Source organism: Hymenobacter profundi, from assembly GCF_019334315.1.
In the GTDB taxonomy this organism is placed as follows: domain Bacteria; phylum Bacteroidota; class Bacteroidia; order Cytophagales; family Hymenobacteraceae; genus Hymenobacter; species Hymenobacter profundi.
The window spans coordinates 39,672-61,662 of record NZ_JAHWGL010000021.1 but is presented as its reverse complement, the minus strand read 5'-3'; the positions used below and the strand labels follow the sequence as shown (position 1 = coordinate 61,662).

Genomic DNA, 21,991 nt, shown 5'->3' with positions numbered 1-21,991 from the left:
GGGGATACAGCGGGGGAGGTAGGGGGTAGGAGGGTGTGGGGGTAGCAGACAATAAGATGTCTGTCATCCTGAGTGCAGCGAAGGACCTTATCACGTTAGAACGAGTCGTTGTTACACTTGTCGTTCTATCGTGATAAGGTCCTTCGCTGCACTCAGGATGACATACTTCCTACCCTTACACTCTCTTGCCCTCCTATTCTTATTCCTCTCCCACCAGCCGCGTTTCCAGCGGCGCGAGCGTCACCAAGCCTTGCTTATACAAGCTGCCTAAGGCCTTCTTGAATATCTTTTTGCTCATGCCCAGGCGGCGGTAGATGTCGTCTGGTTCGCTTTTGTCACCGAGGGGAATAGAACCGGTTTTGCGTAGGGCGGCCAGTAGGTCGTCGGCGGCGGCTAGGGCTTCATCGTAGCCGGGGCGCTGGATGGTGAGGTCGAGCTTGCCGTCGGGGCGCACTTGGCGCACGTAGCCGGTGTGCACGTCGCCGAGGCGCAGGGGCTTGAATACCTCGTTGTGGTAGAGCAGGCCCTGGTGCGTGCCGTCCACAATGGCCTTGTAGCCCAGGTCGGTTTCGTCGGCGATGAGCAGCTCGGCGGTGTCGCCGGCTTTGCCGGGGTAGGGCTGGTCGCTGAGGAACCACTCCCACTTGGCCGAGGCCACAATGCGGTCGGTGGTTTCATCGAGGTAGACGAACACCGTGGCCCGGTCGCCGGGGCGCAGGGTGCGGCGCAGGTTGCTGTGCGGAATCAGCAGGTCTTTCTCCAAGCCCCAATCCAGGAAAGCGCCCACCGCCGACACGTCACGGACGGTGAGGGTAGCAAACTGCCCGACCAGCGCGTAGGGTTCTAAGTTGGTGGCAATCAGGCGGTCCTCGGAGTCGCGGTACACAAATACGCGCACCGTGTCGCCTACCCTGGTGCCGGTTGGTATGTACTTGGCGGGTAGCAGAATGTCGCCATCGTCAGAAATCAGGTACATGCCGAAATCAACTTCGCGGGCTACTTCGAGTTCGTTATAATCACCTAAAAGCATGTAGTCAAGTAAGAATTAGAAATGAAGAATTAAAAAGGCAGAAGGCCTTTTCGAGGGCAGACTTACGCTGGTTGAACAGGTACAAGCGTGTGGTGTCCTACCGTGTTTTGAGCGTCGGTGTCAGACTTTGGGAAGCAGGCCATCCTAGAGCGTTCTATTCCAAATAACCCCGACGCTAGCAGACAAAGGTCAATTCTTAATTCTTAATTCTCAATTTTTAATTAAAAGCCTACTGATACGTAGTGATGCTGGGCTGGCCGATGCTGAAATCGTTGAAGCCGTAGTAGGAGCGCGAGGATTGGAAAATCCGGAACCCGTCGCCGCTGGCTTGGCCGCGGGGGTAGTAGCCCAAGAAGAACTGGAACGTGCGCAGGACCGTGTATTCGTTGCGGAAGCGCAGACCCAGGCCGAACCCCATGTAGGGTTTATCGGCAAACGGGATGGTCTGGCCCCCGCCGGAAAGCCAGGCGGCATCTGCAAAGGCCACTGCCGCTACCCGGAAGCCCAGGAATGAAAGGGGCGTAAACACGTTGGCTTCGTAGTTCAGAATAAAGCGGCTTTGCCCACGTAGGGTTTGGTTGGAGTTGAAGCCCCGCAGACCCCGACTACCATCAATAACCAAGGGGGCTTCTTCGGCTAACCGATTGAATCCTAAAGTGGAGCGGTTCCAGAAAAAGTGGCGCCACTGGAAGTTGCCGGTGCGATAGAGCGGCGTGAAATACAGCAGCTCGGTGTTGAGCTGGCCTTGCTGCCAGTTGTTTTGGGGGCGGAGCAGGTAGCTACTGAACTCGGCATTGAGGTAGAGGTAGCCCCGCAGCGGACTATAGCCCGCATACGCCGCCCGAATGCCGTAATAGTGGCGGTTCTGCTTGGCGTTCAGCTCATAGCCCGTCGTGAAGCTGTAGATAGAACCCGTGGGAATGTCCTCGGTGCGGCCAAACCCAAACAGGTATTTGTCTTTATAATAACGGCGCACGGTGTAGCCCAGTGTGCCGTAGAGCAGGGTGTTGGTGCGGTACTCGGGGTAGGGCGACTTGATAATGCGGGTGTTGATGGCCCGCGCCGCCACTACTAGGCGGCCGGGGTTGTCGTAGCCCAAATCGTAGCTGGGCAGGTGCAGGGAGCGGCCTACCCAGATATCCTGCCGGTAGAAGCGCAGCGCCCGGTACAGCGTATCGGGGTAACGGGTGGCGTCTACGTTATAGTGGTCGATGTTGAGGGCGTAGGCATAGCGCGTGTTCACGGAGTAGAAGCTCCGGTTCAGGCTGAAACTCTGCTCTTTGTTGCGGTACTCGTCGCGCACGCGCACCTGGCCGTACAGGAAGTCGCGGAACGGCACCAGGTAACTGCCCTTGTACGACCAGCTCTGGGGCGTGCTGCGGCCGTACTGGTAGGAGTTGCGAAACTGGTGGCCCATGCCCAGAAAGTTGATGTCGCGCAGGTCGACAACCGCCGCGTCCACGTCGCGCAGCTGAAAGCCCCCGCTGATGCTGAACACGTCTTTGGTAACGACCTCAATATCCACGCTGTCGGCCGAAGTGGTGGCCTCATTCACGAACACGCGAGCGTCCAGAATCTCCGAGGTCTGGCGCAGCAGACGTTCCGATTCGGCCAGATCCAACGGGTCTAGCTCCTGGCCGGGCCGAAACAGCAGCACCTGCCGTACCCGCGAGCGGGCCGTTTTGATGTGGAAGCTGTTGCCGGCCTTCTCCAGAAAGTTGCGCGGCGTGCGGTTTACGTCGTTGATGTTATAGCCAAAGGCATCCAGCGACGTGATGTTGATGTTGCGCACAATCTTGAAGTTGTGCCTGGCAAACTGCCGGTCTACCAGTTGGGCATCGAGGCCCGCCTTGTCTTCGCGGGGCGGTGTGAAGCGAAATAGCAGAGCTGCCGCCTTGCCGGCAATGGTTTTGCGCTTGGTATATGCCTTTAGGCCATTGAGCAGGCGCTCCTCATCAAAACCCCGCCGCAACGAGTCGGGCTGCGCTATTTCGGTGGTGTCGGGCGGGAGCACCCGCACCGGCTGTTGCGCCCGCGCGGGCATTGCCCACCACAGCCAGCATCCTACCACCAGCGCAAAGCGCCAGGGCAATGACAAGCTGAAAAAGGCAACGCAGAAACGCATAGAAGAAGAGAGCAGCCGGGTGGCAACTGGCAAGTTACGAGGATTGCGCACGGTGTGGATTAGCACAGCGGCCGCGTAACGGCGGTCCGCCCCCACTAATTGCGCGCTACGTGCAACGGCCCGCCCACATTTTAAATTCAGACCGTCATGCTTCGACCAGCGGACGCCAGATGGAGCATGACGGTCAACGACGCACGCGGATTCCTCTACCAGCTCGGAATGACGGTCTACTTAGCACAAAATAGAAGTCTGTGTTACGAAACTATTTCTAAAAAAATTAGCTTAGCTATTATCTGGTTTATTGCAAATGAATCAATACTTTTGAGCCGAAAGGCAGACTTTTACATGAACGAGCGAATCCAGGAAAAACTAAGCATCTTGGCAGATGCGGCGAAGTACGATGTATCGTGCTCTAGCAGCGGTGGCAAGCGCAAAAACGTGGACAAAGGCCTGGGCAATGCCGAGGGCATGGGCATCTGCCACTCGTTCACGGAGGACGGCCGCTGCGTGTCGCTGCTCAAGATTCTACTTACCAACCACTGCATTTTCGATTGCGCCTACTGCGTGTCGCGCAAGAGCAACGACGTGAAGCGTGCCGCTTTTACGGTGGACGAGGTGGTAGACCTGACCATGAACTTCTACCGCCGCAACTACATCGAAGGCCTGTTTCTGAGTAGCGGCATTTTCTCCTCGCCCGACTATACTATGGAGCGCCTAGTGCGCATCATCAAGAAGCTGCGCACCGAGCATAAATTCAACGGGTATATTCACGTGAAGGCCATTCCGGGGGCCTCGGAGGAGCTGATTCAGGAGGCGGGCCTGTATGCCGACCGCCTCAGCGTGAACATCGAGCTGCCCTCGGAGATGAGCTTGCAGAACCTGGCGCCGGAGAAAAATTATCAGGAAATCCTGACGCCGATGGCTCAGATTCGGGATGGTATCGTGCAGAATAAGGAGGAAAAGGCCCTGTTCAAGAAAGTGCCGCAGTTTGCCTCGGCCGGCCAGAGTACCCAGCTCATTGTGGGCGCTTCGGCGGAGAACGACCACCAGATCATTCAGCTCACCGACTCGCTCTACAAGGGCTACGGGCTGAAGCGCGTGTACTACTCCGGCTACATCCCCATCACCGACGATGCCCGCCTACCCCAGCTCACGCAGCCGCCCGTCATTCGGGAGCACCGCCTCTACCAAACCGACTGGCTGCTACGCTTCTACGGTTTCCAGGCCGACGAAATCCTGGACCCAGAGCATCCCTACCTCGACCTTGAAATAGACCCCAAGCTGGCCTGGGCGCTGCGCAACCGCCACATGTTCCCGGTGGACGTGAATACGGCTGACTACCAACTGATTCTGCGTGTGCCCGGCATTGGGGCCAAGTCGGCCAAGCGCATTGTGGCGGCGCGGCGCTTCACCTCCCTTTCCCTCGACAACCTGCACAAGTTTGGGGTAGTGCTGAAGCGGGCCAAGTACTTCATCACCTGCAAAGGCATGGCCCTGGAAAAGCGTGAGTACGACGAGCAAAGCATCCGTCGGCAAATCCTGTTCGGCGCGGGCTCCGTCCGTTCGGCCCTCGTCACCCAGCAGCTCGACTTGTTCGCGCAGGCTGGTTAATGAGGTGATGTGCTGAAAATCAACACATCAATTATCAGCACATCACCTCATTAGTCATCAGTACTTTACCTCATCAATAATCAGCACATCCATCACCAGCACATCAAAAACATGACCGTGTCACACCGTGCCCAAGTCCGACAGATGAAAGTAGCGCGCATGGCGTGCTGCTGCAAGTTGAGCGAGCTGCTGCCCCTGGTGCGCCAACTACACGAGCAAAGCCGGGCAGCATATTTGGCTAGCCAGACGCAGACTGGAAACCAGGAGCGTCCGGAGGCTGCTTAGGGTAGGGCAGTGCAACCTGCCGCGGCCATTGCGGTATAGGGTCGTATGACCTACTTGCTGGAACACTACACCGTGCCTACCAACGGGCAGCAGCTGCACGTGGTGCAGTGCGGCCCCGCCGACGGGCCGCTCGTCGTGCTGCTGCACGGCTTCCCCGATTTCTGGTACGGCTGGCAGCAGCAACTACAGGCGCTGGCCGAGGCGGGCTACCGCGTGTGGGCACCCGATCAGCGTGGCTATAACCGCAGCAGTAAGCCGCCCCGCATTCGCGACTACCGCATAGAAGAACTGGCCGCTGATGTGCTGGGTCTGCTGGCGGCAGCGGGTAAGGAGAAAGCCACCATCGTGGGCCACGACTGGGGCGCGGCTGTAGCCTGGTGGCTGGCTACCCACCGGCCTACCTTCGTGGAGCGAGTAGCGGTGCTGAATGTGCCCCACCCGGCCGTGCTGGCGCGGGCACTGCGGCACAACGGCCGGCAGCGCCGCAGAAGCTGGTATGTGTTCTTCTTCCAACTGCCCAGGCTGCCCGAGTGGTGGCTACGCCGTCGGCACTACAAAGCCTTGCGCCGGGTGCTGCAAGGCACCAGTCGGCCGGGCACTTTCGGGCACGACGATATGGCCGCGTATCAGGCTGCCTGGGCGCAGTCGCACGCGTTGCGCGGCATGGTGAACTGGTATCGGGCCGTGCGTTACCAGCGGCGCGGTGCGGCTTCCGCTACCCCGATTACGGTGCCGGTGCGCATTATTTGGGGTAGTAAAGATGTTTTTTTGCTACCCGAGCTTGCGCAGCAGAGCTTGGCGTATTGCGAGCAAGGTGAGCTGTTCTATTTGCCCGAAGCCAGCCACTGGGTGCAGCACGAAGAGCCCGCACGGGTAAACCAACTCCTACTAGAATTTTTAGAGCAGCCGAGCCGTACGTAAAGCTCGGTTAGACATTGGGCGTACTAGCCACGGGTAACGTGTAATGAAAATGCGTTTGGAGTACGGTGTCTATCTTCTCGCGGGTCAGCGGCTTACTCAGGAAATCGGCTACGTGTAACTGCTGGGCGCGGGCAATCTCCTGGGGCTGCAACGAGTTGGTGAGCATCACAATCACAAGGGCTTGCTGCTGGGCCGGTGGCAGTTGCCGGTATGCCTGCAAAAACTCCAAGCCGTTCATGACGGGCATGTTCACATCCAAGAGCACCAGGGCAGGGTAGGCCTCATGGTCTTCCGGCTGATGATGCTGTTGCAAAAGCGTAAAAGCTTCCTGTCCGTTCTGAGCGACCAGCAATTGGTCGGCTACTGCCAGATTTTCCAACAGATGCTGGTTCAGAAAGTTGTTTACCGGATCGTCGTCGACCAGTAGAATACACGGTAGTTTTTCCACAAATACAAAAGTAGCGTGCTGGAAGAAAATCTTTTGCTAAGCTGAACGGTAAAAGGAAGCCCGCCAGCCGTGCAGGATACGTAATAAAGTCGATAAGTAGCGCCTGTGAGTTTCTTATTCCTTCTGGTTCAGGCAGCTGAATAGTTGCTCATCAGATAGAATAGGGTGCTTTATGGTATTGTTATGAATGTTAAACAACAGATTATGAGCTTGGATTACGTGTATGACGGTTCATTTGACGGCCTGCTGACGGTGGTGCTGGAAATGTATGAGCGCCGGGCGGTGCCCAACAGCGTGCAGCCCGCAGGGAGCGTGCAGGGTGGCCTGTTTACGTCTGCCATACCCATTGATACCAGCGAGGAAAAAGCCACGCGGGTGTGGAACGGTCTGCTAAAGTATATGAACGAAGAGGCCCGGCGCCGGCTCTACCACACGTTCTTGTCGGAGAGGCCCGACCGGGAGTTGCTGATCTGCCGCTTCGTGCAGCAGGCCGTGGCGGCGCAGGGTAAGGTAGACGTATCCGAAAACCTGGCCGACGATACCGTGCGCCTCATTGCCCACATCAGTCAGCAATTGGGTAGGGAAAAGCACCGCATGGAAGCCTTCGTGCGCTTCGAGAAAACCCAAGACGAGCTGTTTCATGCCACCATTGAGCCGGATTTTGACGTGTTGCCGCTCATTGCGCCCCACTTCACCAAGCGCTACGCCGATCAGCGCTGGCTAATCTTCGACCGGCGCCGCGGCTACGGTCTTTACTACGACCTGCACCGCACCGACATCGTGCAGTTTGAAGCGCCTACCCCCCAGCGCCGCACCGACGTGTCGGCCACGGTGCTCGACGAGCGGGAGCCGCTGTTTCGGCTGCTCTGGCAAACCTACTTCGACCACGCCAACATCCCGGAGCGCCGCAACCTGAAGCTGCACCGCCGCCACGTGCCGCTACGCTACTGGCGCTACCTCAGCGAAAAGCAACCCCGCGAAACCCGCTTCACGCCCATCGACAACAAGCGCCCCGTGCAAAAACCGTAGCTGCATCAGAACGATGGCGCGGGGCTGTGCCCCGTGTCTGTTATTCGCAGGCCTCTGGCCTGCCTTCACCCGAACAATGCCAAAGGCGCGAACAATTGCAGGCCAGAGGCCTGCGAATAACAGACACGGGGCACAGCCCCGCGCCATTGATGTATCATCTATGTTGCCTCAAAACCTCTAATTTGCAGACCAACGGAGCTGCACTGGTGCAACTCTATTCGCTACGCTATTACTTCAGATGAGTACAACAGTAATTTTTGGTGCCTCCGGTCAGTTGGGGCAATGCTTGCAGCATGTAGCGCAGGAGCGCGGTCTTACCGGCATCGTTTTCTTACCCGAAGAACAAGCCGACATTTTGGATGTAGCTGGTTTGCAGGCTGTTTTTGCCGAGCATAAGCCGGCCTACTGCATCAACTGCGCCGCCTACACGGCCGTGGACAAGGCCGAGGATGAGGTAGATCTAGCCCGCCGCGTCAACCGCGACGGCGCCGAAAACCTAGCCCGCCTGTGCGCGCAGCACGGCACCACGCTGCTGCACGTTTCTACCGATTTTGTGTTTGCCGGCACCGGCAACGAGCCCCTAACCGAAACCGACCCAGCCGAGCCCATCAGCGTGTATGGCCTCACCAAGTTGGAAGGCGAGCAGGCCATTGCCGCCCACACCCAGCAATTTTTCATTCTGCGCACTAGCTGGTTGTATTCTGAATACGCCAACAACTTCGTGAAAACCATGCTGCGCCTGGGTCGCGAGCGGGACGAGTTGCGCGTGATTTGGGACCAGGCCGGCACTCCTACCTACGCCATCGACCTGGCGGGCTGCCTGCTCACCATCATCGAGCAGCAAAACCAGCAGTACGGCATCTACCACTACAGCAACGAGGGCCTCACCTCGTGGTACGATTTCGCCGTGGCTATTTTCGAGCTGGGCAAGGTAGACGTGCGCACGGTGCCCATCCGCACCGCCGAATATCCTACCAAAGCCACCCGCCCCGCCTACTCCGTGATGGACAAAAGCAGCGTGAAAAAGGCCTTGAACATCAGCATTCCGCACTGGCGCGAGAGCTTGCAAACGTGCATGGGGCGGTTGTAGGGTAGAGCCCCTTCTTTGCCGAGCAGCGCAGGTTTTCCGCGGCTGCAACTTCATTCTATAGATTACTTGCTGCGCAGTATAGCACGGAACAAATTTCCGCGCTATACTGCGCAGGTCGTTTCCTGTACCTCCAACTTCCCGCTCATGAAATTCCTTGTGCTCTTATCTTCTGCCGCTGCGTTACTGCTACCCTCTACCTCGTTTGACCAACCGCAGAAAGGTTGGGAGCCGCTGCTCGATAAAAACCTGAGCAAGTGGCGCACCTACGAAAGCTACCGGCACCAAAACGGTTACAAAGGGCAGCAGCCCGTCGATGCCGAAGGGAAGCCCCTAACGCCCATTGGCTACGATAAGAACGAAGCGAACGTGTTTTCGGTGGTGATGGAGCAGGGGCAGCCGGTGCTGCGTATCAGCGGCGAAATTTATGGCTGCGTGTTCACCAAGCAGGATTTCAAGAATTACGACTTGAAGCTGAAAGTGCGCTGGGGCAAGAAGAAGTGGACGCCCCGCCTGAACGAGCCCCTCGACAGCGGCATCCTCTACAACAGCCAGGGCGAATGCGGGGTAGACTACTGGCGGAGTTGGATGCTGGCCCAGGAATTTCAGGTGTCGGAGTACCGGGATGGTAATGCCATGGGTGACTTCTGGTGCATTGCCAACTCCTCGGCCGACATCCACGCAACTCACAATACCACCGAAAATACGCTGAAGTTCACGCCTGCCGCGCCGTTGCTCACCATGGGCAAAGAGGGCCGCAACTTCTGCCAAGCGTCTGCCAATTACGAGTCGCCCAACGGCGAGTGGACGGAGCTGGAATTGCTGAACGTGAACGGTCAGAGCGTACACCTCGTGAACGGGCACGTGGTACTGGCCGCCGAAAACTCCGGCTACCTCGCCAACGGTCAGCGCAACCCCTTGACGCACGGTAAAATACAGCTACAGAGCGAAGCCGCCGAGGTCTTCTATAAAGACATTATGATTAAGCCGCTGGCTGCCATGCCGGCCGCTTATAGCAAGTATTTCAAGTAGGGTATTCGGCCGGGCCAAAAGCAGAAGCCCTTTCTCTAATAAAGATCAAAGCACGTCCTTCCGACCAGCGAGGTTTCTCCCGCTGGTCGGAAGGACGTTCTTGCGTTCTATTGTCTCAAAACCGGTCGTCGTTCACTTCCACCCAAAAGCCGTCGGGGTCTTTGAGGTAGACTTGCTTGATACCGTCGGGGCGGGGCGTGGTTTGGTTCGCCTCGCCGGTCCAGCTGCCGTAGGGGATGTGCAGCTGCGTGAGACGGGCGGCAAACGCATCCAGGTCCTTCACATGGAAGGCCAGGTGAGCATTTTTGTCGTGGTCGATGACGCTGGTGGCACCTTGTATCAGGTGGAGCTGGGCGTGCGGACCAAGGCGGAGCCACACGTGCTTGCCATCGTGAAACGGCTCTGGAATTTCGGGTAGTTGCAGCACGTCTTTGTAGAACGCCACGCTCTTGGAGAGGTCGTATACATAGACGGCGATGTGGTTGATAGTAGGCGTGTTACGACTGGCGGTGCAGCCGCTGCCGAAGGCGGCTGCTACGAGGCTCAAGCCGCAACCGAGGCGCGTGAGGGTAGGGAGGGGCATACCAGAGAGAGGTAGGGTGGGAGAAAGAAATGAGTGCCGTGGATACGGTACGCAGTAAAGACACAAGATTTTGTGTCTCGTTGTCGAACGACTCACAATAGTCTCGTTCGGATAAATCATATCAGCAACAACAAGACACAAGATCTTGTGTCTCTACTACAAAACCTTTCTAAACATACGCATTTGCCGTTTGCCCGAGGCCGCATGAATACAAGGTCTGCGGTGCAACCATCAGCCCGGCCGGCGGTTCTTTAGCCGATCATTGGGCGGCGGCGCCCGAGTAACCCTGCGTGCGGTATGTGGATAGTTCGGTTGGCGCTAGCGCGCCCTTACACCTTTGTGGTCATGGCCCTGCTGATTTTGCTGGGCGGCATCATGACCATCCGCAGCATGGCGGTGGATATTTTCCCGGAGGTGAACATTCCGGTGGTGGGCGTGGTGTGGACCTACGCGGGCATGAGCCCCGAGGAAATGAACCGCCGCGTGGTGGTGATCAACCAGCGCGCCTACACCACCACCGTCAACAACATTGAGCACATGGAATCTCAATCCCTGAAGGGGGTAGGGATTATCAAGGTGTTTTTCCAGCCGGGCTCCGATCCGGCCGCCGGCGTGGCTCAGCTCACGGCCATCTGCCAAACGCTGCTGCGCATCATGCCGCCCGGCATCACGCCGCCCAACATCATCCGCTACTCGGCCTCCAACGTGCCCATTGCCCAGGCTAGCCTGTCGTCGGAAACGCTGGGCGAGTCGGACCTGTACGATGCCAACAACTCGTTTATCCGGCCGGGTCTGGCCATTGTGAAGGGTGCCTCGCTGCTCCTACCCAACGGCGGCAAGCCCAAGCAAGTGATGGTGGACCTCGACCCCGTGGCGCTGGCCGGTAAAGGACTGTCGGCCAACGATGTAGTGGCGGCCATCACCTCCCAGAATATCATCCTACCCGCCGGCACGGCCAAAATGGGCACCCGCGAGTACGACGTGCGCCTGAACAGCAGCCCCGAGGCCGTGGCCTCCCTCAACGACCTCCCTATCCGGCAGGTGAACGGTGCCACGGTGTACGTGCGCGACGTGGCGTTTGTGCACGAGGGCGCGGCCGTGCAGCAGAACATTGTGCGCCAGAACGGCCGCCGTACGGCCTTCGTGCCCATCATGAAAAGCGGCGGGGCCAGCACCCTCGACGTAATCGAAGGCATCAAGGAAGCCCTACCCAAAGTGCTGGCCAACGCCCCCGAGGGCCTCGATCTGAAACTGCTGTTCGACCAGTCGTTTTTCGTGCGCGCCAGCATCAAGGGCGTGGTGGTGGAGGCGTGCATTGCGGCGGCCCTCACCGGCCTGATGATTCTGCTATTCCTGGGTTCCTGGCGCTCTACCCTCATCATCGCGCTCAGCATTCCACTGTCGATTTTGGTGAGCATCATAGTGCTGAAGCTGCTGGGACAGACGCTGAACATCATGACGCTGAGCGGCTTGTCGCTGGCCGTGGGGATGCTGGTGGACGACGCCACAGTGGAAATCGAGAACATTCACCGCAACATGGGCCTGCGCAAGGGGCTGAAACGCTCCATTCTCGATGGTGCCCAGCAGATTGCTACCCCCGCGCTGGTGGCTACCCTCTCGATCTGCATTGTGTTTGTGCCGGTGTTTTTCCTGGCGGGCGTGGCGTCCTACATCTTCACGCCGCTGGCGCTGGCCGTGATATTCGCCATGCTGGCTTCCTACCTGCTTTCGCGCACGCTAGTGCCCACTATGGTGCAGTTTCTGCTGCGCAAAGAACTCCCGATTTACCACGCCGAGGGCGGTGCCCACCTGCCCACCGAATCGGTGCGCAACCACCAGTCCGTGAGTGAGGCCGAGGTTCGCCTAGACCAGCTTCGCCGCGAGCAGGCCGAGCGCGAGCATCCCAGCGGTACGGCCGAGGAAGAAGCCGAAGAGCCCATCACCGAAGCCGAGCGCAAAGCTGCCAAGAGTATCGAGCAGAGTTGGGTGTGGCGCCTGCACAAAGCCTTCGACCACCGATTCGAGCAGTTTCGGGCACACTACCACGACGCCCTGGACTGGTCTCTGGACAACCGCCGGGCGGTGGTGCTGTGCTTTGTGGTGCTGTTTGTGGGCTCGGGGTGCCTGTACCCGCTCATTGGCGAAAATTTCTTCCCGAAGGTAGACGCCGGCGAGCTGCGCTTGCACGTGCGCGCCCCCACTGGCACGCGCCTGGAGGAAACCGAGCGCCGCTTTGCGCAGGTGGAGCAGATTATCCGCTCGGTGATTCCGAAAGACGAGCTGGAGCTGATTCTGGATAATATCGGCCTACCCGTGGTGTCCTTGAATTTGCTGATGAGCGACAACCCGGTGATTGGGGCCGGCGACGGCGAAATTCTGGTGTCGATGAAGGAGGAGCACGGCCCCACGGCCGAGTACATCCGCGAAATCCGGCGCCGCATCAACAAGGAGCAACCCGACCTGACGGTGTTTTTCCAGCCAGCCGACATCGTGAACCAGACGCTCAACTTCGGCCTACCCGCGCCCATCGACATTCAGGTGACGGGCAAAAACGTGGAGGCCAACCAGAAGATTGCTGCCAAGATTAAGGCCGACATGAGCCGCGTGCCGGGTGTGGTGGATGCGTTCATCTACCAGGCCTTCGACCTACCCCAGATGCGCCTCGACGTGGACCGGGTGCGCGCCCAGCAGGCCGGCCTGGCTCAGCGCGATATTGCCAACAACGTATTGGTGAACCTGTCGTCGAGCACCCAAACCACGCCCAACCAGTGGCTAAATCCTCAAAATGGCGTGAACTACACGGTGGCCGTACAAACCCCGCCACGCAATTTATCGTCGCTGGATGCGCTGAATACCATTGGGGTAACTGGCGCCGGGCAAGCGAATCCGCAATTGCTGAGCAGCTTTACTACGAGCCGTCGCACCGCTACCTCGGCCCTCGCTTCGGATTACAACATCCAGCGTGTGGTAGACGTGTATGCCAGCGTGGAAGGTCGCGACCTGGGTAGTGTGAATACCGACATGACCAAAATCCTCGACAAATACCGCCAAGACCTACCCAAAGGCACCACCATCACGGTGCGCGGGCAGATCGACAGCATGCGCACCTCGTTTATCGGGCTGGGCATTGGGCTGATTGGCGCTATTTTGCTGGTGTATCTGCTGATGGTCGTAAATTTTCAGTCGTGGCTCGACCCGTTCATCATCATTATGGCGCTGCCGGGGGCGTTGTCGGGCATTCTGTGGATGCTATTTGTGACCCAAACCACGTTCTCGGTGCCCTCGCTGATGGGCGCCATTATGTGCATTGGGGTAGCCACAGCTAACAGTATTCTGCTGGTGACGTTTGCCAACGAGCGGCGCGAGGAAGACCCCGACCTCTCGCCCCGCGACGCGGCCCTGGATGCCGGCTTTACGCGCCTGCGGCCGGTGCTGATGACGGCTCTGGCCATGATTATCGGACTGCTACCCATGTCGCTAGGCATGGGCGAGGGCGGCGAGCAGAACGCTCCGCTGGGCCGCGCCGTGATTGGCGGCCTGCTGCTGGCCACGGTCACTACCCTGTTTTTCGTCCCGATTATGTTTAGCTACCTCAAGAAAAAAGAGCTGAATGCGGAGGCGGAAGCCGAAGTTGAACAGCAACAGGTAATCGCTTAATCTCGTCGTCCTTCCCAACTATTTCACCACGCGCCCTACCTTCTTGCGCTTCAGCCTACCCTATGGCTACTCCTCCCGAAGAACAAACGGATTTCATTACCGACGACGCCAACGCCCACCTCTCCAGCGAGGAGCGGGCGCGGCGTAAGCACGCGCACTTTGGCGAAAACCAGGTGGACCACCGTCCCGCCGCTACGCCACCAGCAGAGGCTGCCCCGGCCCGGCCGCGGAGTCGGCGCACGTTTTGGGTTGTGGTGCTGGTAGCCGTGGCCGTGTTTGCACTACTGCTGCTGATCGGGTTGCTACCCCGCCTCAAACAAAATAACGAGCGCAAAGAAGAAGCCCAAAGCGGAGCCAACGCCACGCCTACTGTGAGCGTGCTGCCCGCCGAGCAAGCCCCCGATACCATCCGCCTGGACCTGCCCGCCGACACCCGTTCCAACCGCGAAACCTACCTGTTTGCCCGTACCAACGGCTTTGTGCAAGCCTGGTACACCGATATTGGGACCAAGGTGAAGCGCGGCCAGTTGCTGGCCCTCATTGCCACGCCCGAGCTGGATCAGCAGATTGCTCAGGCTCGCGCCAACCTCACGCTGGCCCAGAGCAACTACCGTCGCCTCACGGGCATCAGCATGCCCGGCGCCATTTCCAAGCAGGAGCTGGACCAGGCCAAGGCCCAGTTCTCGGCCGAACAGGCCGTGGTGAATGGCCTGCTGGCCCAGCAGAGTTTCCGGCGGGTGGTGGCGCCATTCAGCGGCATCGTCACGCAGCGCAATGTGGAGGTAGGGTCGTTGGTGTCGCCGAGCAATGCGGCGGGTAGTCAGCTGTTTAAGGTAGAGCAGACCGACACGCTACGCGCCTTCGTGAATGTGCCGCAGAACTACGCCACCGCCATCCGGCCGGGCCTTATCACCCAGCTCATCGTGCCCGAATTTCCCAACCGCACCTTTGCCGGCCGCGTCGCTCGCGACGCCGGTGCCCTGAGCGAGGGCACGCGCACGCTGGAAACCATCGTGAAAATCTCGAACCGTGAGCAGCAGCTGCGGCCGGGCATCTTTGCCCAGGTGCGCTTCGAGCTGCCGCGCACCGCGCCCAGCGTCCTTATCTCCGCCAATACGCTGGTGCCGGGCGGCACCCAGCCCCGTGTGGTGGTCATTCAGAACGAGAAAGTGCACTACCAAGACATCACACCCGGCCGCGACTTCGGCGCGCAGGTGGAGGTGATTGGTGGGTTGAAAGGCGGCGAACTGCTGGTGGTAAACCCCGCCGAAACGCTAACGGAAGGTGAAACCGTAGCTGCCCGCCGCGCCAAGGTGGAGAAGAAAGCCGTTGCGCCTACACAGCCCGCCGCCCCCGAGCGCCTCTACGACCCTAATCGTCCCATCGTGTCGTCGCCGGCTGGGAAGTAGGGGAGGAGGGAAGCGTCTGTCATCCTTCGCTCTGCTCAGGATGACAGATGAAAAAAGACATACAGAGCAGCAGCTTCTGAAACAGCTCAGAGCTGACCGTCAACCAGTAGTATCCACCTGCATGAGTTTTTCGTTGCGATATTATTCTCTCTCGATACTGCTGCTGAGCACGCTGTTAACCAGTTGCGTGCGCGCACCGCGCTACCAGCCGCCCAGCGTAACGGCCCCCACAACCTGGAAAAACAGCACCGATACCACCTTTGCCGCGCCCCAAACCAACCCGGCACCCGCTAGTGCCGCCGCGGCCGAGCTACCCCGGCAGCCAACTGTGCCAGCGTGGTGGAGCATTTTTCAGGACGACGAGCTGGCACGGCTGGAGCAGCAAGTGCTAGCCGCCAACTACAGCCTGAAAGCTGCGGTGGCCCGCGTGGAGCAGGCCCGCGCCAACGTCACGCTGGTGAACTCCTACCGTTCGCCGGTGGTAGCGCTCAATCCGCAAGCCTACCGGCAGCGTCTATCAGCCTACCGGCCGCTGCCCATTGCCAGCACCAATGGCCCGCAGGCCATCAACCAAACGCAATTTTACCTACCCTTGAATGTGAGTTACGAGGTGGACGTATGGGGCCGCTTGCGCCGCAACGTACAAGCCGCCGAGGCCGACGAGCAAGCCGCCGAGGAAGATCTGCGCACTGTGCAACTGTCACTCACCGCCGATGCCGCCGCCTACTACTTCGACCTGCGCGGCCTCGACGCCGAGTTGCTGGTGCTAGACAGCGCCCGCCAGGCCCGGGTAGAAAGCCTGCAACTCACCCAAGCTCGCAACCAGGCCGGCGTCGACAACGAAATTGCCATGCGCCGCGCCGAAACGGAACTGGCCAACGTAGACGCGGGCATTGTGGAAGTGCGTCGCCAACGCGCCGGCTTAGAAGCAGCCCTGGCCACGCTCACGGGCCAGCCAGCCAGCCAGTTTGCCCTGGTGCCGCGTCCTGGCCCGCTGCTGATTCCGCGGGTACCGGCCGCCGTGCCCGCCTCCCTACTCGCCCGCCGCCCCGATTTGCGCCGCACCGAGCGCCAGTTGGCTGCCCTCAACGCCCGTGCCGACGCCGCCCGCCTGGCCCGCCTACCCACCGTGCAGCTCAACGGCTTCGTAGGACCGTTGTCGAGTGCGTTGGGTGACCTGCCCAAGGTAGCCGACAGCTACGCCTACTACGTGGGCGGAGGCATCTCCATCCCAATTTTCAACGGCGGCCGCTTGCGGGCTAACCAGCAGATTGTAGAACGCCAGTACGACGAGCAAGCCGCGCAGTACCGCCAAACAGCGCTGGTGGCATTTCAGGAAGTGGAAACTTCCTTGGCAAACGTGCAGCAAAGCGCTGCGCAACTCACGGTACAGCAACGCGCCCTACGCTCGGCCCGGCTGGCGGGCCTGCTTACCAAGGAACGTTACCGCGCCGGCCTCACCAGCTACTTTGAAGTAGTAGACGCCGACCGCCAAACGCTGGAAGCCGCTCGCTTAGTGGTGCAAAACCAGGCCAACGAGTTGAGCTACACCGTACAGCTAATTCGGGCGCTGGGCGGCGGTTGGGAGTAGGTAAGTAAAACGGATGGCGCGGGGCTGTGCCCCGTGTCTATTACTTAGCAGGCCTCTGGCCTGCGCTGTCAGAACGAGCTTTGGCCTGAGCTACCTAAGCAACCTGCCGAAACTTCCCGAATGGCGCGAACGGTCGCAGGCCAGAGGCCTGCCAATACATGACACGGGGCACAGCCCCGCGCCATCCTTATCTACTACATAACCCCAGGCCTGCGGAAACAGTAAGGGTAGGGCATCACCTATCCCTCCGCTCATGCCTACCCCCAAGCAGCCTACCCTTCCTAATTCTTCCGGTTTCGTGCGGGTGCGTGGGGCGCGGGAGCACAACCTGCGCCATGTAGACGTGGATATTCCGCGCGATGCGCTGGTGGTGTTTACGGGGGTGTCGGGGTCGGGGAAGTCGTCGCTGGCGTTTGGGACGCTGTATGCCGAGGCGCAGCGGCGCTACCTGGAATCGGTGTCGCCGTATGCGCGGCGGCTGTTTCACCAGATGGCCGTGCCCGCCGTTGATTCTATTGACGGGCTGCCGCCGGCAGTGGCCTTGCAACAGCAGCGCGGCACGCCTACCACGCGTTCCTCGGTGGGCTCTGTTACTACGCTTTCCAACCTGGTGCGGATGCTCTACTCGCGGGCCGGTGACTACCCGGCGGGCCAGGGCATTGTGTACGCCGAGGGCTTTTCGGCCAACACGCCTGAGGGCGCGTGCCCTACCTGCCACGGCCTGGGACGCATTTACGAGGCCACCGAAGAAACCATGGTGCCCGACCCTTCCCTCACCATTCGCGAGCGGGCCATTGCGGCCTGGCCCACGGCCTGGGGTGGTCAGAATCAGCGGGATATCTTGGTGTCGATGGGCTACGACGTGGACCGGCCCTGGCGCGAGCTGCCCCAGAAAGACCGCGACTGGATCCTGTTCACCGACGAGCAGCCGGTGGTGCCCGTGTATCCTGGCTACACGCCCGAGCAAACGCAGCGAGCCATCCGGCGCAAGGAAGAGCCCAACTACATGGGCACCTTCACGAGCGCCCGACGGCACGTGTTTCACTCCTTCGCCAACACCCAAAGCGCCCAGATGAAGAAGCGGGCCTTGCAGTTTATGCGCGGTACCGAGTGCCCCACCTGCCACGGCAAGCGCCTGCGGCAAGAGGCCTTGGCCGTCACGTTTGCCGGGCTCGATATTGCCGATTTCTCGGCCCTACCTCTGCAACGGGTGGCCGCCCTGCTGCAACCCTACGCCGAGGGCACCGCTCCCGGCCGCGCTGCCCAGGACGCGGCCCACCCCGAGCAGGCAGTAGTGGCCCAGCGCATCACGCAGGATCTGGTGGCGCGCCTGCGCGTGCTGCTCGATCTGGGGCTGGGCTACCTGTCGCTGGAGCGCAGCACGCCTACCCTGTCGCCGGGGGAGCTGCAACGGCTGCGGTTGGCTACGCAGCTGTATTCCAATCTGTTTGGGGTGGTGTATGTGCTCGATGAACCGTCTGCCGGCCTACACCCCGCCGATACGGAAGCGCTGCTGGCGGCGCTGGCTAGCCTGAAAAGCGCCGGTAACTCGCTGTTCGTTGTCGAGCATAATCTCGATGTGATTCGGCAAGCCGATTGGCTGGTAGACGTAGGGCCAGCTGCCGGCGAGCAGGGCGGGCAAGTGCTGTACAGCGGTCCGCCTGCTGGTCTGGCCGATGTGGCGGCATCTCAAACGCGCCACTTTCTATTTGCCGACGAGGCCACTGCGCCTACCGCCGCGCCGCGCCCGGCCCAGGGCTGGCTTCGGCTGGCGGGCGTCATGCGCAACAACCTGCGCGAGCTGGACGTCGCGTTTCCGCTGGGCGTGTTCACCACCGTTACGGGCGTGTCGGGATCGGGCAAATCGAGCTTGGTGAGCCAGGCGCTGGTGGAACTGGTGGGGGCGGCACTGGGCCAGGCCCTACCCGCCGCCGAGGAAGAAGGCGACACGTTGGAGACTGAGCCTTCGCCTGTGAGCGGCGGGCACATCACCGAAGGTATGGAGCACATCAACCGCTTGGTGCGCGTCGATCAGAAGCCCATCGGCCGCACGCCGCGCTCCAACATGGCTACCTACACCGGCCTGTTCGACCACGTGCGGAAGCTGTTTGCCGCTACGCCCGCCGCCCGCAAGCGCCGCTACGACGCCGGCCGTTTTTCCTTCAATGTGCCCAAAGGTCGCTGCGAGAACTGCCACGGCGAGGGCTTTGTGATGGTAGAACTGCTGTTTTTGCCCAGCGTATACTCGCCCTGCCCCGTGTGCCACGGCACCCGCTACAATGCCCAAACGCTGGAAATTCAGTACAAAGACAAGAACATTGCGGAGGTACTGAACCTGACTGTGGACGACGCCTGGGCCTTTTTTGACGAAGAACCCGCCGTGCAGCGAGCCCTCACGGTGCTGCGCGAGGTAGGGCTGGGCTACCTGCGCCTCGGCCAGCCTGCCACCGAGTTATCGGGCGGCGAAGCCCAGCGCATCAAGCTCGCCACCGAGTTGCAACGCCCGCCCCGCGGTCACTCTCTGTACGTGCTGGATGAGCCCACCACCGGTCTGCACCCCGCCGACGTGGAGCGCCTGCTGGTGCAACTGCACGCGCTGGTAACCGCCGGCAACACGGTAGTAGTAGTGGAGCACACCATGCGCGTGGCCGCTGCCAGCGACTGGGTACTCGACATCGGTCCTGGTGCCGGCGACGAGGGTGGCCAGCTGGTAGCTGCTGGGGTGCCCGCCGAGGTAGCGAAAGCACGGGCCAGCAAGACCGCGCCCTACCTGCGACGGGCGTTGGAGCGAGCGTAGAGACGCATATTTGCGTCTCGTCGTCCGCGCCGCGTGGCCGATGTCGTTCAACGATGAGACGCATATTTGCGTCTCTACATCGTTCGAGCAGCTTAGGCTAACCTTGTAACCGATGGCGTGTTTAGTAGCTATGGAAACCACTCATCCCGACCTGCAATACCCCATCGGCCGCGCCCCCGCCCGGCCCGAAACGCCCCTGACGCCCGCCGAGCGCGCCGCCTATATCGAGCAGATTGCCGTGCTGCCGGCCCAGCTCACGGCCGCCGCCCGGCAGGCAGGGGGCGTGCGCCTGGAGCAGCCCTACCGCCCCGGCGGCTGGACGGGCCGGCAGGTCATCCACCACGTGGCCGACGTGCACCTGAACTTCTACCTGCGCTACCGCCTGGCCCTCACCGAGGACAACCCCACTATCAAGCCCTTCGACCTGAACGCCTGGGCCGGGCTGCCCGATGTGTTGGCCACACCCGTTACGGTGTCGTTGGCGCTGCTGGAGGCATTGCATACGCGTTGGGTTACGCTGCTGTGGCATCTCACGGAGGAGCAATGGCAGCGCACATTCTACCACCCCGCCTACGACATCACTTACACGCTCGATCAGGCGCTGGTGCAGTATAGCTGGCACGGCCGGCACCACCTAGCCCATGTGGAGCTGTTGAGCCAAGCAATGTAGGGAGTAGCCAGCACTAGCTCTGCTGTACGTAGTGGTAAAAACTTCGTAATGAAGTGATTTGAGAAGGAGTGCCGCCAGACCGTTACGCAACATAACGGCCCGTAACACGCGTACACACAATGTATATGGCTGATACTACTTCCTCTTCTTTTACCAAAAAATGCCCCCACTGCCAGCAATGGTCGGCGTGGAACCAACGCCCCAACGACCGGTGCGAGCACTGCGGCGGATTCCTGGACCCGCGGGCGCAACGCCGCGTTGCGGAAGAAAACCGAAAAGCCATCGAACCAAAGGAGCCATCCCTGTTGGAAATTCAGTCGGACGACAACGTAATCGTGCGATTTTTCAAGCGCATTGGCCGCGTAGGGCAGGTAGTATTTGGGGCTATTCTGGCCTTCTTTATTGCGGTTATCACCTTTGTAGCGGGCTAGGGTGGGCGCGTGGCCTGACCTACGCCGGCCTTTGCTGGTAGGTAGCATGTTGCTTTACGCGGCGCTGTACCTCAACCGCCACGCGTGGCACTACCCGCTGCCGTCTTGGCTCTCGTCGCACGGCGCCGACCTGCTAGCTATGCCCATCCTGCTCAGCCTCACGCTGGCCGTACAGCGCTACCTGTTCCCGCAGTTCCGCCGGCTGGTGCTCCCCGATTCGTGGCTTCTAGGCGCCTGGCTGGCTGTGTCGGTATGGTTTGAGGGCATATTACCCTATTTCTCGGCCGTAGCCGTAGCCGATGCCCTAGACGTGGCAGCATACGGAGTAGGCACGCTGGCCTTCCGGCGCTGGCTCAACCGGCCCGACTAATGCCCTACCAGTTGCCCGGCAATATCGGATAGGGTAGGACCAGTGTAGGTGGGCGCGGGCGCCAGCGGGTACGTAGCCTGACCCGGCCGCGCAACGAAAGCCGCCTGCAAACCCGCCCGCAAGGCTCCGCCCGTGTCCCAGCCGTGGGCTGCCACCAGGAGTGCATCGGCGGGGACAACCCCTAGCTGCTGGCACGCAGTGAGGTAGGTATCAGGGTGAGGCTTGTAGCGCTTCACGTCATCAATGCTCAAGAGCTGCTCGAAGAAGGACGTTAGGCCAGCATACGCTATCTGCTTGCGCAGGGTAGAGCCGGGTGAGTTAGTGAGCGTCACCATCCGAAAGCCTGCTTGTTGGAGCATAGTCAGACCTTCCACTACATCGGGGTGAGGTGGCAACTCGGCAATGAGCGTGAGTAGCTCCTGCTTGCGAGTAGCCGGGCGAGCAGGCTGCCCCAGGCTTTGGGCCAGCATATCCAGGGCCGCATCGCCAATCTGCTTGAAATCGTGGTAGGCTTGCGTCACAGTGTCTACCAGCGAGTATTGAAGCAGCAGCGAAAACCACTGTTTGAACGCAAATTCAGAGTTGAATTCTTGATTGACGGCCTGTTGTAGCTTGCTCATATCGAGCAAGGTTTCGTTGACGTCGAACAACAGCAGCTTAGGGCGGGCAGGAGGGGTAGGCATGGAAAGAAGTTGGTAGTTGTCAGTTAGGAGTCGTCAATAACGTACGTGTGGGGCGGCGGAGCGGCCATAGGTTTGTAGCAGGTATAGCGTAAAACCGACTGCGCCGCGTAGCGGTGCAAGGATGTATAAGATACTCTTGCACTGCTACGCGGCACTTGGTTCTGACCACATCAGACAATACTACAAACTTGTAGCCGCTCCGCGGCCTCACACGTACCGTTACTGACAACTG

At 60.1% G+C, this 21,991-nt stretch carries 18 protein-coding genes; 13 read left to right on the top strand and 5 right to left on the bottom strand.

The features are described 5' to 3' along the window. Positions 1-199 precede the first annotated feature (199 nt). Both KYK14_RS07845 and KYK14_RS07840 read right to left on the bottom strand, forming a co-directional pair. Positions 200-1,030 (bottom strand): CvfB family protein, encoded by an 831-nt coding sequence (locus KYK14_RS07845; protein WP_219158293.1) that lies wholly within the window; start codon positions 1,028-1,030, stop codon positions 200-202. Positions 1,031-1,259: 229 nt separating this feature from the next. Continuing rightward, on the bottom strand, positions 1,260-3,155 hold the full coding sequence (locus tag KYK14_RS07840) for a BamA/TamA family outer membrane protein (protein WP_219158290.1): 1,896 nt from the start codon (positions 3,153-3,155) through the stop codon (positions 1,260-1,262). A 345-nt stretch (positions 3,156-3,500) separates the two neighbouring features. Between KYK14_RS07840 and KYK14_RS07835 the strand changes: the two genes are divergently transcribed. The 3 genes from KYK14_RS07835 (at position 3,501) to KYK14_RS07825 (ending at position 5,972) form a co-directional block, all read left to right on the top strand. Beyond that, positions 3,501-4,766, top strand: coding sequence for a putative DNA modification/repair radical SAM protein (locus tag KYK14_RS07835; protein WP_185280527.1), 1,266 nt, complete (start codon positions 3,501-3,503; stop codon positions 4,764-4,766). Positions 4,767-4,877: 111 nt separating this feature from the next. Then, positions 4,878-5,051 carry a hypothetical protein gene (locus KYK14_RS07830; protein WP_185280526.1) on the top strand — a complete coding sequence of 58 codons (174 nt, stop codon included), beginning with the start codon at positions 4,878-4,880 and terminating at the stop codon, positions 5,049-5,051. A gap of 45 nt (positions 5,052-5,096) precedes the next feature. Continuing rightward, positions 5,097-5,972 (top strand): alpha/beta fold hydrolase, encoded by an 876-nt coding sequence (locus KYK14_RS07825; protein ID WP_219158288.1) that lies wholly within the window; start codon positions 5,097-5,099, stop codon positions 5,970-5,972. Positions 5,973-5,979: 7 nt separating this feature from the next. On the opposite strand, the gene KYK14_RS07820 is transcribed toward KYK14_RS07825, so the two are convergent. Beyond that, the gene (locus KYK14_RS07820) at positions 5,980-6,420 is read right to left on the bottom strand and encodes a response regulator (RefSeq protein WP_219158286.1); all 441 of its coding nucleotides are present in this window, start codon (positions 6,418-6,420) and stop codon (positions 5,980-5,982) included. Between the two features lie 183 nt (positions 6,421-6,603). Between KYK14_RS07820 and KYK14_RS07815 the strand changes: the two genes are divergently transcribed. The 3 genes from KYK14_RS07815 (at position 6,604) to KYK14_RS07805 (ending at position 9,568) form a co-directional block, all read left to right on the top strand. Further along, complete coding sequence (locus KYK14_RS07815; RefSeq protein ID WP_246601735.1) at positions 6,604-7,449, top strand: TIGR03915 family putative DNA repair protein; 846 nt, start codon at positions 6,604-6,606, stop codon at positions 7,447-7,449. Between the two features lie 238 nt (positions 7,450-7,687). After that, entirely contained in the window at positions 7,688-8,539 is an 852-nt protein-coding gene (gene rfbD, locus KYK14_RS07810) for a dTDP-4-dehydrorhamnose reductase (protein WP_185280522.1), read from the top strand. Between the two features lie 156 nt (positions 8,540-8,695). Beyond that, a complete protein-coding gene (locus KYK14_RS07805; RefSeq protein ID WP_343217071.1) occupies positions 8,696-9,568 on the top strand; it encodes a 3-keto-disaccharide hydrolase in 873 nt (290 codons plus the stop codon). 115 nt (positions 9,569-9,683) lie between these two features. Here the strand turns inward: KYK14_RS07805 and KYK14_RS07800 are convergent, their stop codons facing one another. Then, the gene (locus KYK14_RS07800) at positions 9,684-10,151 is read right to left on the bottom strand and encodes a VOC family protein (RefSeq protein WP_185280520.1); all 468 of its coding nucleotides are present in this window, start codon (positions 10,149-10,151) and stop codon (positions 9,684-9,686) included. A 297-nt stretch (positions 10,152-10,448) separates the two neighbouring features. Between KYK14_RS07800 and KYK14_RS07795 the strand changes: the two genes are divergently transcribed. The 7 genes from KYK14_RS07795 (at position 10,449) to KYK14_RS07765 (ending at position 21,076) form a co-directional block, all read left to right on the top strand. After that, positions 10,449-13,808 carry an efflux RND transporter permease subunit gene (locus KYK14_RS07795; RefSeq protein ID WP_219158282.1) on the top strand — a complete coding sequence of 1,120 codons (3,360 nt, stop codon included), beginning with the start codon at positions 10,449-10,451 and terminating at the stop codon, positions 13,806-13,808. A 62-nt stretch (positions 13,809-13,870) separates the two neighbouring features. Continuing rightward, complete coding sequence (locus KYK14_RS07790; protein ID WP_219158280.1) at positions 13,871-15,217, top strand: efflux RND transporter periplasmic adaptor subunit; 1,347 nt, start codon at positions 13,871-13,873, stop codon at positions 15,215-15,217. Between the two features lie 121 nt (positions 15,218-15,338). Then, entirely contained in the window at positions 15,339-16,808 is a 1,470-nt protein-coding gene (locus KYK14_RS07785) for an efflux transporter outer membrane subunit (protein ID WP_219158278.1), read from the top strand. 253 nt (positions 16,809-17,061) lie between these two features. Further along, positions 17,062-19,605 (top strand): excinuclease ABC subunit UvrA, encoded by a 2,544-nt coding sequence (uvrA, locus tag KYK14_RS07780; protein ID WP_219158276.1) that lies wholly within the window; start codon positions 17,062-17,064, stop codon positions 19,603-19,605. Between the two features lie 112 nt (positions 19,606-19,717). Further along, positions 19,718-20,275, top strand: coding sequence for a YfiT family bacillithiol transferase (locus KYK14_RS07775; protein ID WP_246601734.1), 558 nt, complete (start codon positions 19,718-19,720; stop codon positions 20,273-20,275). Between the two features lie 125 nt (positions 20,276-20,400). Beyond that, positions 20,401-20,706, top strand: coding sequence for a hypothetical protein (locus tag KYK14_RS07770; protein WP_219158274.1), 306 nt, complete (start codon positions 20,401-20,403; stop codon positions 20,704-20,706). A 46-nt stretch (positions 20,707-20,752) separates the two neighbouring features. Further along, a complete protein-coding gene (locus KYK14_RS07765; RefSeq protein ID WP_219158272.1) occupies positions 20,753-21,076 on the top strand; it encodes a hypothetical protein in 324 nt (107 codons plus the stop codon). Here the strand turns inward: KYK14_RS07765 and KYK14_RS07760 are convergent. After that, a complete protein-coding gene (locus KYK14_RS07760; protein WP_185284162.1) occupies positions 21,073-21,759 on the bottom strand; it encodes a haloacid dehalogenase type II in 687 nt (228 codons plus the stop codon). The genes KYK14_RS07765 and KYK14_RS07760 overlap by 4 nt on opposite strands. Positions 21,760-21,991: the final 232 nt, after the last annotated feature.